Origin of the sequence: Pseudomonas sp. G2-4, assembly GCF_030064125.1 — a bacterium.
Taxonomy (GTDB): Bacteria; Pseudomonadota; Gammaproteobacteria; order Pseudomonadales; family Pseudomonadaceae; genus Aquipseudomonas.
Map to the genome: position 1 here is coordinate 4498762 of NZ_CP125957.1, position 13917 is coordinate 4512678.

Consider the following 13917-nt stretch of genomic DNA (forward strand, 5'->3'; position numbering starts at 1 on the left):
CGCTCCCACAGGGTGTGGTGTTGCTATTGAGGACGGCAGGACACATGCCCTGTCCGTATAGAGAGGGGCTACCTTACGCCTCAGGCATCTTGCGAAAGCCCACCGCCAGGCGGTTCCAGCCATTGATGGCGTTGATCGCCACGGTCAGGTCGACCATTTCCTTGGGGGTGAAATGCTCGCTCAACAAGGCATAGTCGGCATCCGGCGCGTGGGTTTCGCTCAGACGGGTCAGGGCTTCGGTCCAGGCCAGCGCGGCGCGTTCGCGCGGGGTGAAGAACGGTGCTTCGCGCCAGGCGGTGACGGCGTACAGGCGACGTTCGGTCTCACCGTCCTTGCGGGCATCGGCGGTGTGCATGTCGATGCAGAAGGCGCAGCCGTTGATTTGCGAGGAGCGCAGCTTGACCAATTCCAGCAGGGATTTTTCCAGGCCCAGTTTCGAGACAGTGGTTTCGAATGTCAGCATGGCTTTGAGGGCGTCAGGGGAAGCGGTGTAGAAATCGATGCGCGGTTGCATGATGAACTCCATAACAATTAGGTGTGGCGCTACGTTAGCGTTGCGCCGGCGCAGGACAAATAGCCAATTGTTGGGAAGTTTGGGTGGCCAATGGCGCCGCAAGACGCGACCGGGTATTGGCCTTTTCAAGGGAGTCCAATTCTACGGGCTGTTGTGGCGAGGGAGCTTGCTCCCGCTCGGCTGCGAAGCAGTCGTCACCCAACTGATGCGGTCTGCCTGGAGAACGGTGTCAGGCCTTTTTGGGGCGGCTGCGCCACCCAGCGGGAGCAAGCTCCCTCGCCACAGAGGATCGGTGCGCACCGTCTGAGTGTGGTTCAGGCCCGGCTGCGCAACCACTGCAGAAAACGCTTCTTGGCCACGGGCTTGGGCAGCTCGCGGGTGAGGTTCTGGGCGAGGTGAATGCGTACGTCCAGCAGGTTTTTCATGGCCTCGTTGATGTCGTGACGGGCATCGAGGCAAGGTTTGAGGTAGCTGTTCTCAATGCGATAAAGGGTGCAGAAGGTCTTGGCCGAAAAGCTCGCCAGCGCGGCCTGCTCGGACACGATCCCGGCTTCGCCGATCACCTCCCCCGGCCCCATGCGCCCGGCCTCGAATGGCTGGCCGTTGCGCATAAGGGTCACGCTGACCACGCCGGATTCAATGATGAACAGATGATCGCTGACCTCCCCCGCCGGCAAAATCATCTCGCCGGCGCGAAAGGTCTGCAGGGTCATGTTCTGGCTGAAAGTGTCTTTCTCATCCTGGCGCAAAGTGGAGAAAATATTCGAGCTTTCCAGCAACGCCCGGGGCCGCGACACGTCCTTGGCCAGGGTGCTTTCGCTGGAAGACAACAGGCTCACGCCCGAAGCCTGCAAGTGCCGGAACGCTAGGTCGAACAGTTGGTTGCGCACCTCGCGCTTCTGCGCCCGGGAGGCGACAAACCCGCTGATCTCGTATTCCGCCCCGCCACTGCCGCTGCTTTTGAGCGTCACACAGGGCGCCGGACTGGCAAGCAAGGTACGACAGCCGATCATCGCCCGCTCCAGCGCGTCGATCACGGTTTGTGGCCGCGCGTGGGGGCTGACCTGGACGCTGATGGACAACCCGTGGACATCGCTGGGTCGGCTGAAGTTGATGACCTTGGCCTTGGCCGCCAGTGAGTTGGGGATTACCGCCATGCTGCCCTGGGCGGTCTGCAACCGCGTGGCCCGCCAGTCGATGTCAGTGACCCGGCCTTCAGTGCCGTCGATGGAGATCCAGTCATCGAGTTGATAAGGCTTGGTGGTGTTGAGCACGATCCCGGAGAACACGTCGCTGAGGGTGCTCTGCAACGCCAGGCCGACGATGATCGCCATCGCGCCGGAAGTCGCCAGCACGCCCTTGACCGGCAGGTCCAGCACATAGGCCAGCGCCGCGATGACGGCGATCAGGAAAATCACCGCGCCGAGCAAATCCTGCAACAAGCGCCCGGTGTGACCGACCCGTTGCATCATCACCGCGCCCATTATCACCGTCAGGGTTCGCGCGGCGAGCAGCCACCAGGCGATCTGCAAACCGGTCGCCGCCAGATGCCGTGGCACGTCGTCGACCCATTGCGCCGGCTCCATGGGGTTGAGGCCCTCGTTGAACAGCAACATGCTGAACAAGGAGAAAATCACCAGCCGCGCGCCGATTTTCCAATAGGTCCGATCCGCACTGACCAGTCGCCATATCAGTATGTCGAGCACCAGCAGCGCCAAGGCACAGAGCAGCGGGTGGTCGGAGATCAGAGACAGCATCGGACAGCTCCAGGAAGATCATTGGGGCGAAGATTGGCACAGATTGAACACTGTGTAGAGATCACTGCAGATCCACTGTGAGAGATCACTGCAGATCCACTGTGGGAGCAAGCTCGCTCCCACATGGGTTCATGCATTGTGGGCCATTTAACCTTGAGCTCGCGCCTCAATCATCCATCTGCCCAAAGCGCCCCGAATGGAAATCGTTGAAGGCCTGGTGGATTTCCTGCTCGCTGTTCATCACGAACGGACCATGGCCGACAATAGGTTCGTCGATCGGCTCGCCACTGAGCAACAGCACCACCGCATCGTTATTGGCTTGCAGGCTCAACTGGTCGCCGGCCCGGTCGAACAGGGCCAGTTGCCCGGCCTCGACCCGTTCGCGACCGTTGACCTGGACCGAGCCATGCAGCACCACCAAGGCGGTGCTGTGGCCTTCATGCAGGTCGAGGGTCAGGTCTTTCCCAGCGTTCAAGCGAATGTCCCAGACGTCGATGGGGGTAAAGGTCTTCGCAGGCCCTTGATGACCCTCGAAGCGCCCGGCGATCAGGCGCAGGCTGCCGGCATCGTCCTTCAAGGCGATGTTCGGAATGTCGCCCTTGAGGAGTGTCTGGTAGCCGGCCGGGGCCATTTTGTCCTTGGCGGGCAGGTTGACCCACAGCTGGACCATTTCCATGAATCCGCCCTGGCGGGCGAAGGCTTCGGAGTGGAATTCTTCGTGGATGATCCCGGATGCGGCGGTCATCCATTGCACGTCGCCAGGGCCGATCTTGCCGCCGCTGCCGGTGGAGTCACGGTGTTCCAGTTCGCCCTGGTAGACGATGGTCACGGTTTCGAAACCGCGGTGAGGGTGTTGACCGACACCGCGACGCTCGGTGGTGGCTGCAAATTCGGTGGGGGCCGCGTGGTCCAGCAGCAGGAACGGGCTGATGTGCTTGCCCAGGTTGTCATAGGAAAACAGCGTGCGAACCGCAAAGCCGTCGCCGACCCAATGGGGCCGTGGGCTGGTATAGAGGCCGATGATGTTTTTCATACTGTGTCTCCAAATCAGGGACTGCGATTCGATGAACACAGGATAAAACCGCTACCTTTGAAGCACTAGACTGCAAAAACCGGCCTTAGCGTTCTATCCAGGGAACGATCAACAACCCTGTGGGAGCGAGCTTGCTCGCGATAACGCTCTACCAGTCAATGATGTGTCGACTGTCAGACTGCTATCGCGAGCAAGCTCGCTCCCACAGGGTTGGGTTCAGTTCATTTAGAGATGATTGCGCTTGGCGAACTCCGACAGACCCACCAAGGATTGCAAGCCAAGCTTTTCCAACAGCCGAGTCTTGTAGGTGCTGACGGTCTTTGGGCTCAGGAAAAGGTTTTCGGCAATGTCCTTGCCTCGCATGCCCATGGACAACATGCGCAAAATGGATAACTCGCGGGTGGACAGGCTCTCCAGGGCCTGCTGTTCAGTACGCTGTTGAAAATCCAGCCTGACCGACACTTGAGGAAAATAGGCATAACCGGACTTCAGCGCATGAATGGCCTTGGTCAGCTCCTGCAAGTCGCTTTTCTTGGTGACAAATCCCCTGGCCCCGGCCGAGATGCAACGGTTGCAGAAATGCTGCGCATCCTGGGAAGTAAACACCAGCACATTGCACTCAGGAAACTGGGCAATGATCCAGACCAGCAGGTCCAGGCCATCGAAGCCGTTCATCACCAGGTCCAGAATCACCAGGTCCGGCACCTTCTCCTTGATGAAGGTCCTGGCATCGGCCACGCCGCTGGCGTCCCTGACACAGGTGAACCCCTCATTCTGGCAAATGAGCCGCAAGGCCCCTCGTATGACAGGGTGGTCATCCACGATCAATACGTCTTTCAAGGCAGTCCCCCAAGTCAATACAAACGGCACCGATGCCATGACCGCACCGGACTCTTGCACAAGTGCCAGGCCATGCCACCTGTCAGATCCGACAGAGCAGACCAACGGTCTGCCTCAACCGCCACGGCCCTGTCGCAGGCCACGGTCCCAGGCTGGCAGCGACTCGCTGAGCTGAGGATCAATCCGTTCCATCAAGTTCTGCAGTGCAGCGAGGTCAGGCAGCGGGGCCTGGCTCAAGTGCATGCTCGATCGACGCGCGACGGGTGCGGACGACTGCCGGGCCTGTTGAACGTTGTAGATCATCCCGTGATGAACCTGTGGGTTATAGATAACAAAATCGTGCAGGTCCAGCGCCCCACTCGCCATCCCGGCGTTGACGACCACCAGGTCGAACGGCTCGCTGCCGTACTCCACCAACGTCAGCAATTCCTGCAGATTGCTCACAGGGACAATCCGGAAATAGCCCTGCTGATTGAACAGGCGCTCCAGCACGATTCGATGAGTATGTTGTGGGTCGGCAATCAGGATACGTAGTGCTTTGTTCGGCATGGCAGGCATTCCAATAGCAACGCGCCAGGTATGAACCGGCTTGTGAACGTTATTAAGGGGCGTCAGGCTAGAGGAAGCTTTTGAGAGACGCTGTAGGACTAGTCCTAAAATGAAGCCAGACGCAGCCCTTGCGACGAGAAGACTTATTCCCTCGCCAGCGAGATCTCCAGTTGTTCAGCCAGTTGCTCCATGGCCTGGTGCAGGTCGTCCACCGCTTGGGCGAGCAACGTCCTGTCGGAACTCCGGCAAGCGTTTTCCAGCGCCTCGCAGGCGGCGATCAGGCGTTGTGCCTGGATGATCCGCGCACCGCCCTTGATCCGATGTGCCAGGTCCGCCAAGCCCGGCAGGTCTTGTTGGGCGGACAAGCGCCGCAGACGCGCTGCATCTTCGGCATTGCTGTTGACCAGTTCCTTGAGCAGTTGCTTGATGGCAGTCGAGTCGTTGCCGGTCAGTTGTTCCAGGCTGGTCAAGTCGATGTCATTGGAGGAAGCAGACTCGGCATCTGGCGTGACCGACGCCAGGCGCGCATGGAGGTCCCTGAGGCTGATGGGCTTAAACAGACAGTCGTCCATCCCGGCTTCGACGCAGCGGTCCTTTTCCTCGGGTTGGGCGTTGGCGGTGAACCCCAGAATGACCGTCGATGCCAGGCCTCGAGTTTGCTCCTCGTCACGAATGGCGCGGGCCAGTTCGTAGCCGCTCATCATCGGCATGTTGCAGTCGGTGATGACCACATCGAAGTGTTCGCTGCGCCAGGCGCGCAACCCTTGGGCACCGTCCGGCACATCCTCGACGCGATGCCCCAGGTAGCTCAGTTGCTGGGACAGCAGCACGCGGTTGGCCGGGTAATCGTCGACCACCAGGATATTCAGCGCCCGGACCGGCCCCTGCGTCTCGACCTCGGCTGGCGGCGCTGCGGGCAGGGCCTCAAGCACAGGCAGACTCAGCAGTACCTCGATCTGCGTGCCCTGCCCCGGCACGCTGCTCAGCGTCAGGGTGCCGCCCATCATTTCGCACAAGGTGCGGCTGATCACCAGCCCCAGCCCGGAACCGCTGCGAGCCGACTGGGCGTTATGGCTGGCCTGGGTAAAGGGGCTGAACAAACGTCGCTGGTCCTCCACCGAAATACCGCAGCCGGTGTCCTCGACCCACAGGCAGATGCCCAGGTGCCCGTCGTCGCGGCCCGACTCAGCTCGCACACTCAGGCGCACCTCGCCCTGATCGGTGAACTTGATGGCGTTGCTCAACAGGTTCGACACCACCTGCTTGAAGCGCAACGGGTCGATCGATACGTCGCGGTTGATCGCGGCATCCAGGTCCAGCGACAAACGCAGGTGTTTCTGCCGGGCCAGGCCTTCGAAAATCCGCGCCACCGACTCGATCAGCTCCCGCAGGTTGGCCCGCTCCGGCGCCAGGGATAGCTTGCCTGACTCGATGCGGGCGATGTCGAGGATGTCGCCGATCAACTCCAGCATGCCCTGGGCGGCTCCCGAAGCGACTTCGATGGCGAACCGGTCCACGACGCCCTGGTCGGCTTTTTTCATGGCCAGCTCCAGCATGCCGATCACCGCATTCATGGGCGTGCGGATTTCATGGCTCATGGTCGCCACGAACGTGGTCTTGGCTCGATTGGCGTCGTCGGCGCTCTTCTTGGCTACGCGCAATTGCTCCAGCAGACGGCGAAGGTAGACAACCCAACCCAACGTCACCAGCAACAGCAGCGCGGCAATGGAAAATCCTTGGACGATGGTCGTGCGGTTGCGCAGCCAGTAGCTGTCATCGATCACCACCTCACTGCGCCAGCGGTTGGTCAGCTCGTCCATTTCTTCGGGGGAGATGCTCAGCAACGCCTTGTCCAGGATCGAGTAAAGCTCCAATGCTCCCCGATTCGTCGCCAGGGCCACGCGCGCAGGCAAGGTGCCCACGGTACTGGTGACCTGCAACTTGTCGCGGTACTGGCGGGAGATCATGTAGCGGGCGCTGATCAGCGGATTGATCGCACCGTCCGCCGTGCCTGCGGCAACCATGGCCATGGCGTCGGCCGCGTTCTGCGCCACCACCAACTGCACCCGGGGAAACTGCTCCAGCAGGAACTCGCGCAGTACGTTGCCACGCACCAGCGCCAGGCGCTTGCCGGCCATCTGGTCGAGAGTGAGCGGGACCTTGTCCCGAGCGGGCACCACCAGCACGAACGGGTTGGTCAGGTAAGGTCGGGTAAAGCGCAACTCATCTTCAAGTTCAGCGCTGGGTATGGCCGTCGCCAAAACGTCAGCCTTGCCGCTCTCGATCTGCCCGATCAGATCGTCAACCGAGCCGCCACGCTGCACATCGAACTTCAACCCGGTGCGCAAGCTGATGCGGGCCAGCACATCGGCACCGATGCCGCGCAAATGGCCTTGGTCATCGAAGAACGTCAGCGGCAAGAAGTTATCGTTGATCGCCACCTTGATGCGCGGATGGGCCTCCAGCCAACGCTGTTCCTTGACGCTGAAATGCAGCGCTTGCTGACCCGGCATGCTCGCACCGCCCGCGCTCCAGCGGCGCAGGATGCTCATGCGATCGCCGGCGGGAATGGCCTGCAGCGCGGCGTTGACGATGCGCAACAAGCGCGCATTGTCGCGAGCCAGCGCAAAGGCGAACGGTTGCACTTCCATGCGCGAGAAGTCCGCCAGTTGGATGTTGTTCAGGTAGTTCTTGCTGATCAGGTAGTTGGCGCTGATCGAATCCCCCAGATAGACGTCGGCCTGGCCGAACGCCACGGCGCCAATGGCGCTCAAGGTCGAGGGGTACAACCGCAGGGAAGCCTCCGGGTAGAAAGCCTCGACTGTGTCTGGCGGCAAGTAGTGGTAGAGCATCGCGATCCGCTTGCCCGCCAGGTCGGTGGGTAAGTCCTGGCTGTCGTCGAGTCGGGCCACCAGGGTGGGCAGGTCTTCGGCGTAGGCCTGGGACATCGCCAGGTCCGGGTCGCTGGCTTCGAAGCCGTTGGCAGTGCCGAGCAGGTCGATCTCGCCGCTGCGCAGGGCCTGGAGCGATTCGGCACGGGATGGATAGCGCTGGACCCGTATTTCGACATGCAAGAGCTGCCCGAGCAATTGGGCATAGTCGGCGGTCAGGCCTTCATAATCGTGGCCATTGCCGGTGATGCTGAAAGGCGCATAGTCCGGGGCCGAGGCCCCCAGCAATAACTGGCCTTTTTGCCGCAACCAGGTCCAGTCGGCTTCGCCCAGGGACACCGAATAGTCGCTCACATTGGAGCGCCCGAGCACTTGCAGCATCTCGGGAGCCGCGCCAACCCATGGCGCCACACTCAATGAGCCCAGCAACAGCACCACCAGGCCTGTGCGTCGAAGCAGCATCATCTGGATCAGGTTGTTTCGCTTGGCGTAGTCGGCCCGGCGCACCCGCGACTTCACAATCAGTCAGGGTGACCGGCTGATGGGTTCAGACTGCCAAAACGAGGGAACAGCGAACCGTCTAGGCGCCTGGCAAAAATGCACAAGGCGCGAAATGAGTGTAGGAAACTTCTGAAGAATTTCCTGCGGGTGACCTGATACCTGTGGGAGCGAGCTTGCTCGCGATTTCGGTGTGTCGGCCAATGATGCATTGACTGTCAGGCCGCTATCGCGAGCAAGCTCGCTCCCACAGGGTTTTGCATTGGCTGATGCGCCTACACGGCGGCGAGCAACAGATCGCGCACCGGACGAGCCTGGCCGCGATTTTTCCCGTGCTCATAGAGCGAGCCAGCGATTTCATCGGCGCGCACCGGCAGGATCGACAGCAGGGTATCGCTCAGGCCGTGGCTGGCCTGGCAGAAGCCCTGCATGTAGATCGCCGCCTTGCAGCGCTCGTCGGTGATCAGCTTGTAGTTGCGATCCACCTCGAAATCCCCCAGGTACTGCGCCAGCGGCTCCAGCAGGGTGCGATGCATCTGCCGTTCGTAACCGGTGGCCAGCACCACCGCGTCATAGCGGCGCACGGTCAGCTCGCCGGTGGCATTGTTGCGCACCGCCAACTCCACACCGGCGTCGGTGGCCGTGGCTTTCTCCACCGTGGTGAGGGTACGGAATGCATGGCGGGCCACACCGGAGACTTTCTGCCGATAGAAGATCCCGTAGATGCGTTCGATCAGGTCGATGTCCACCACGGAATAGTTGGTGTTGTGGTACTCGTTGACCAGCCGCTCGCGCTCGCTGTGGGGTTGCTGGAACACCAGGTCGGTGAATTCCGGCGAGAACACTTCGTTGACGAACGGGCTGTCGTCCGCCGGCTTCAGGGCCGAACCGCGCAGGATCATGTCGACCTGCACCGACGGGAAGCTGTCGTTGAGGTCGATGAAGGCCTCCGCCGCGCTCTGTCCGCCACCGATGATCGCAATGTTCATCGGTTGGCCGCTCACGCACGGCTGACTCGCCATGCGCTCCAGGTACTGGGAATGGTGGAACACCCGGCCGTCATCCTTGAAAGCCTTGAACGCATCGGGAATCCGCGGCGTACCGCCGGCACTGACCACCAGCGAACGGGCGGTACGCACGAATTCTTCGCCCTGGCTTCCGCGGGAAATCACCCGCAGGGCTTCGACCTGCTGGTTGTGCAGCACCGGTTCGATGCGCAGCACTTCTTCACCGTAGCGGCTCTGTTCGGCGAACTGCGCGGCCACCCAGCGCAGGTAGTCGTTGTACTCCATGCGGCACGGGTAGAAGGTGCCGAGGTTGATGAAGTCCACCAGGCGCCCGTGGTGCTTGAGGTAGTTGACGAACGAGTAAGGACTGGTGGGGTTGCGCAGGGTCACCAGGTCCTTGAGGAAGGAAATCTGCAACTCGCTCTGGGTCACCAGGGTGTTGCCGTGCCAGCGGTAGTCGGCCTGTTTGTCGAGGAACAGCACATCCAGTTCGCCCTGGACCGGGGCCCGCTCCTGCAGCGCGATGGCCAACGCCAGGTTCGAGGGGCCGAAGCCGATACCGATCAAGTCGTGAACGGTGGGCGATGCAATTGCCTGTGTCATGTCCAGTGTCCTCTGGAGAAGCCCTCAACAGGGCATGAAAAGCCTGGGGAACCTGACCAGCGTTTGTGAGGCCGGCAAGTCGTCTGTTGAGAGGAACGAGGACAAGGAAAAAAAATTTACCGCGAGGCGACCAATGTGGGCGGATTAATGCGCGTCCCACTGACGTACACGAATGCGACAGTGCTTCATGGCGTTGACGATGTGCTTCTCCACCAGCGCCCGGGAAATACCCAGGCGCTCGGCGATTTGCGGGTGGGACAGACCTTCGAGCTTGCGCAACAGGAAGCTCTCGCGGCACAGCGGCGGCAGCTCGGCCAGGGCGCGCTGCAGCATGTCCAGGCGCTGGCCATGGTCGAGACTGGTGTGGGGCGAGGGCGTGAAGAAGCGCTCTTCACTGTCCAGCACGTCCAGGGATTCGACCTGGCGCAGGGTATTGCGCCGATGACCGTCGATCACCAGGTTCAACGCGGTGCGGTACAGGAAGGCCCGGGGTTGTTCGATGGGGGTGTCGCTGGCACGCTCCAGTACCCGCACATAGGCGTCATGCACCACATCCTCGGCCGCCTGGCGGTTGCCTAGCCTGGCGTTCAGGAAACACACCAGCTCGCGATAGTAGTTTTCCAACATGACTCCCGTGCGCATGGCTTGCGCCAGCTATCCCTGTGCCAATTCGGCGTGCCTGGATAGGCAGTAGCACGATAGTGGCAGATTCAGTGGCGTAATTTATAGTAATTCTCATATAGATTTAAAGCTTTGCTTTGTATCGGGGCTGATTCGTTCAGTTGATGAGGCGCCGGGCCCCTGGCTTTTGTGGCGAGGGAGCTTGCTCCCGCTGGACTGCGCAGCAGGCCCAATGGCCGGAACCTCGGTGGGTCAGATGTTTTTGAGGGGGCTGGTTTGGGGGCTGGTTTGGGGGCTGCTTCGCAGCCCAGCGGGAGCAAGCTCCCTCGCCACGGGGTTCGGGTCGCTTCAGCTGATTCGTTAACCTGCGACCAAGTGTTTCAAACCAGTAAATTCCCGCCCCAAGCGCTCGTTTACCAGAACAGCCTCCCGTCCCTGCCCTGCCTGCGACGGGCCCGATATCACCGGCCGGAACCCTGCATGAAACGTCCCCGCCCTACCCGACGCGCCTGGCTTCTAACCTTCGCCCTGCTTCCGGCCGTGGCCTTTGCCACCTGGCAAGCGGTTGCACCGAGTCGCGAACCCCTGGCCACCGCCCCCGTCACCCGTGGTGATATCGAAAACAGCGTCACCGCCCTGGGCACTTTGCAGCCACGGCGCTACGTGGACGTCGGCGCCCAGGCGTCCGGGCAGATCCAGAAGATCCATGTGGAGGCCGGCGACGAGGTGCGTGAGGGCCAGCTCTTGGTGGAAATCGACCCTTCCACACAAAAGGCCAAGCTGGACGCCGGACGCTTCTCGATTGAAAACCTCAAGGCCCAGCTTCAGGAACAGCGCGCCCAGCACGACCTGGCCCGGCAGAAATTCCGCCGCCAGCAACAACTCAAGGCCGGCGGCGCCACCCGCGAGGAAGACGTGCAGACCGCCGAGGCCGAAGTGCGGGCAACCCAGGCACGCATCGACATGTTCCAGGCCCAGATCCGTCAGGCCCAGGCCAGCCTGCGCAGTGACGAAGCCGAGTTGGGCTACACGCGAATCTATGCGCCGATGAGCGGCACGGTAGTCGCCGTCGGCGCGCGGGAAGGCCAGACCCTCAACGCCCAGCAACAAACCCCATTGATCCTGCGCATCGCCCGCCTGTCGCCGATGACCGTCTGGGCCGAAGTTTCGGAAGCGGACATCGGCCACGTCAAACCGGGCATGACCGCCTATTTCACCACCCTGTCCGGCGGCACCCGTCGGTGGAGCAGCACCGTGCGCCAGATTCTGCCGGTGCCGCCGCGTCCGCTGGAAGCCAGCCAGGGCGGCAGCCCCACCGGTGGTCGCAGTGGCAGCGAACGGGTGGTGCTCTACACCGTGCTGCTCGACGTCGACAACGCCGACCGCAGCCTGATGACCGACATGACTGCCCAAGTGTTTTTCGTCGCCGCCCAGGCCCAGAACGTGCTGACCGTGCCTACCGCAGCATTACAGGACAACGCCGGCCAGGTGCGGGTCCTGGCCGACAATGGCGATGTCCAGTCGCGGGCCGTGCGCACCGGCGTCAGCGATCGACTGCGCATCCAGATTGTCGACGGCCTGAGCGAGGGCGAACAGGTGCTGATCGGCCCGGCCACCGGCAGCGGAGGCTGAATGAACACGCCCCTGATCGAACTGCGGGACATTCGCAAGGCCTACGGCGGTGGCGACAGCCCCCGGGTGGAGGTGCTGCGCGGCATCGACTTGTCCATTCACGCGGGGGAATTCCTGGCGATTGTCGGCGCGTCTGGCTCCGGTAAATCCACCTTGATGAACATCCTCGGCTGCCTCGACCGCCCTACCAGTGGCGAATACCGTTTTGCTGGCGAAGACGTCGCCAATCTGGGCAGCGATGAGTTGGCCTGGCTGCGGCGCGAAGCGTTCGGGTTCGTGTTCCAGGGCTACCACCTGATCCCGTCCGGCACCGCCCAGGAAAACGTCGAGATGCCAGCGATCTACGCCGGCACCTCGGCCGCCGAGCGCCACGCCCGCGCCAGTGCCCTGCTGGAACGCCTGGGCCTGGCCAGCCGCACCGGCAACCGTCCGCATCAGTTGTCCGGCGGCCAGCAGCAACGGGTGTCGATTGCCCGGGCTTTGATGAACGGCGGCCACATCATCCTCGCCGACGAACCCACCGGCGCCCTCGACAGCCAGAGCGGCATCGAAGTCATGGCCTTGCTCGACGAACTGGCGAGCCAGGGCCACGTGGTGATCCTGATCACCCACGACCGCGAAGTCGCGGCCCGGGCCAAACGCATCATTGAAATCCGCGACGGGCTGATCATCAGCGACAGCGCCGGCACTGCGCCCGCCACGCCCCCTGCCAATCCCAAGGCGCTGCAGGCTGTGGACCTGCGCCAGCGGCTGAGTGCCGGCAGCGAACACAACGGTGCCTGGAAAGGCGAGTTGCTCGACGCCGTGCAGGCCGCGTGGCGGGTGATGTGGATCAACCGCTTCCGCACCGCCCTGACCTTGCTCGGCATCGTCATCGGCGTGGCTTCGGTGGTGGTGATGCTGGCGGTGGGCGAAGGCAGCAAGCGCCAGGTCATGGCCCAGATGGGCGCCTTCGGCTCCAACATCATCTACCTCAACGGCAGCGCCCCCAGCCCACGCGCGGCCAAGGGCATCATCAGCGAATACGACCTGGCCGCCCTCGCCGCCCTGCCCGAAGTGCAGCGGATCATGCCGGTCAACGGTGCCGAAGCCAGCGTGCGTTTCGGCAACCTCGACCACACCAGCTACGTGGGCGGCAATGACACGAATTTCCCGATGATCTTCAATTGGCCAGTGGCCCAGGGCAGTTACTTCAGCGAGGCCGATGAACGTAGCGCCGCCGCGGTGGCGGTGATCGGCTACCGGGTCCGCCAGAAACTGTTCAGGGACGTCGCCGACCCCGTCGGCCGTTACATCCTGATCGAGAACATGCCGTTCCAGGTGGTCGGCGTGCTGGCGGAAAAAGGCGCCAGCTCCGGGGATTCGGACGCCGACAACCGCATCGCCGTGCCCTACTCCGCCGCCAGCGTGCGGCTGTTCGGCAGTCGTCATCCCGAGTACGTGGTGATCGCCGCCAAGGACGCGGGCAAGGTCAAGGAGGCCGAGCAAGCCGTCTCCCGAACGCTGTTGCGCCTGCATGAAGGCAAGCAGGATTTCGAACTGACCAACAACGCCGCGATGATCCAGGCCGAGGCCCGCACCCAGGGCACGCTGTCGCTGATGCTCGGCGCCATTGCGGCGATTTCGCTGTTGGTGGGCGGCATCGGCGTGATGAACATCATGCTCATGACCGTGCGCGAACGGACCCGGGAAATCGGCATCCGCATGGCCACCGGCGCGCGCCAGCGCGACATCCTGCGCCAGTTCCTCACCGAAGCGGTGATGCTCTCGGTGGTGGGCGGGCTGGCGGGCATCGGTCTGGCCCTGCTGGTGGGCGGCGCGCTGCTGCTGGGCAAGATTGCCGTGGCGTTCGAATGGCTGGCGGTGTTCGGCGCCTTCGGCTGCGCCTTGGTCACCGGCGTCGTCTTTGGCTTCATGCCGGCCCGCAAGGCCGCCCGCCTCGACCCGGTCGCGGCCCTCACCAGTGAATAAA

10 protein-coding genes are annotated in these 13917 nt (G+C 62.4%); 2 read left to right on the plus strand and 8 right to left on the minus strand.

Annotated elements, in window-relative coordinates; all coding sequences use genetic code 11:
* Positions 1-73: 73 nt before the first annotated feature.
* The 8 genes from QNH97_RS19595 to QNH97_RS19630 form a co-directional block, all read right to left on the minus strand.
* On the minus strand, positions 74-514 hold the full coding sequence (locus QNH97_RS19595; RefSeq protein ID WP_283553499.1) for a carboxymuconolactone decarboxylase family protein: 441 nt from the start codon (positions 512-514) through the stop codon (positions 74-76).
* Between the two features lie 314 nt (positions 515-828).
* A complete protein-coding gene (locus QNH97_RS19600; protein WP_283553500.1) occupies positions 829-2271 on the minus strand; it encodes a mechanosensitive ion channel family protein in 1443 nt (480 codons plus the stop codon).
* Positions 2272-2437: 166 nt separating this feature from the next.
* Positions 2438-3304, minus strand: a complete 867-nt coding sequence (locus QNH97_RS19605; RefSeq protein ID WP_283553501.1) for a pirin family protein — start codon at positions 3302-3304, stop codon at positions 2438-2440.
* A gap of 225 nt (positions 3305-3529) precedes the next feature.
* Positions 3530-4144 (minus strand): response regulator, encoded by a 615-nt coding sequence (locus tag QNH97_RS19610; RefSeq protein ID WP_502944549.1) that lies wholly within the window; start codon positions 4142-4144, stop codon positions 3530-3532.
* 114 nt (positions 4145-4258) lie between these two features.
* On the minus strand, positions 4259-4693 hold the full coding sequence (locus QNH97_RS19615) for a PleD family two-component system response regulator (RefSeq protein ID WP_283553503.1): 435 nt from the start codon (positions 4691-4693) through the stop codon (positions 4259-4261).
* Positions 4694-4836: 143 nt separating this feature from the next.
* Positions 4837-8049: a transporter substrate-binding domain-containing protein gene (locus QNH97_RS19620; RefSeq protein WP_283557514.1), complete on the minus strand. Its 3213-nt coding sequence runs from the start codon at positions 8047-8049 to the stop codon at positions 4837-4839.
* Between the two features lie 308 nt (positions 8050-8357).
* Complete coding sequence (locus tag QNH97_RS19625) at positions 8358-9692, minus strand: lysine N(6)-hydroxylase/L-ornithine N(5)-oxygenase family protein (RefSeq protein ID WP_283553504.1); 1335 nt, start codon at positions 9690-9692, stop codon at positions 8358-8360.
* Between the two features lie 144 nt (positions 9693-9836).
* Positions 9837-10319 (minus strand): sigma-70 family RNA polymerase sigma factor, encoded by a 483-nt coding sequence (locus QNH97_RS19630; RefSeq protein ID WP_025214723.1) that lies wholly within the window; start codon positions 10317-10319, stop codon positions 9837-9839.
* 474 nt (positions 10320-10793) lie between these two features.
* Between QNH97_RS19630 and QNH97_RS19635 the strand changes: the two genes are divergently transcribed.
* Both QNH97_RS19635 and QNH97_RS19640 read left to right on the plus strand, forming a co-directional pair.
* A complete protein-coding gene (locus QNH97_RS19635; RefSeq protein WP_283553505.1) occupies positions 10794-11945 on the plus strand; it encodes an efflux RND transporter periplasmic adaptor subunit in 1152 nt (383 codons plus the stop codon).
* The gene (locus tag QNH97_RS19640) at positions 11946-13916 is read left to right on the plus strand and encodes a MacB family efflux pump subunit (protein ID WP_283553506.1); all 1971 of its coding nucleotides are present in this window, start codon (positions 11946-11948) and stop codon (positions 13914-13916) included.
* The last annotated feature ends 1 nt before the right edge of the window (position 13917 follow it).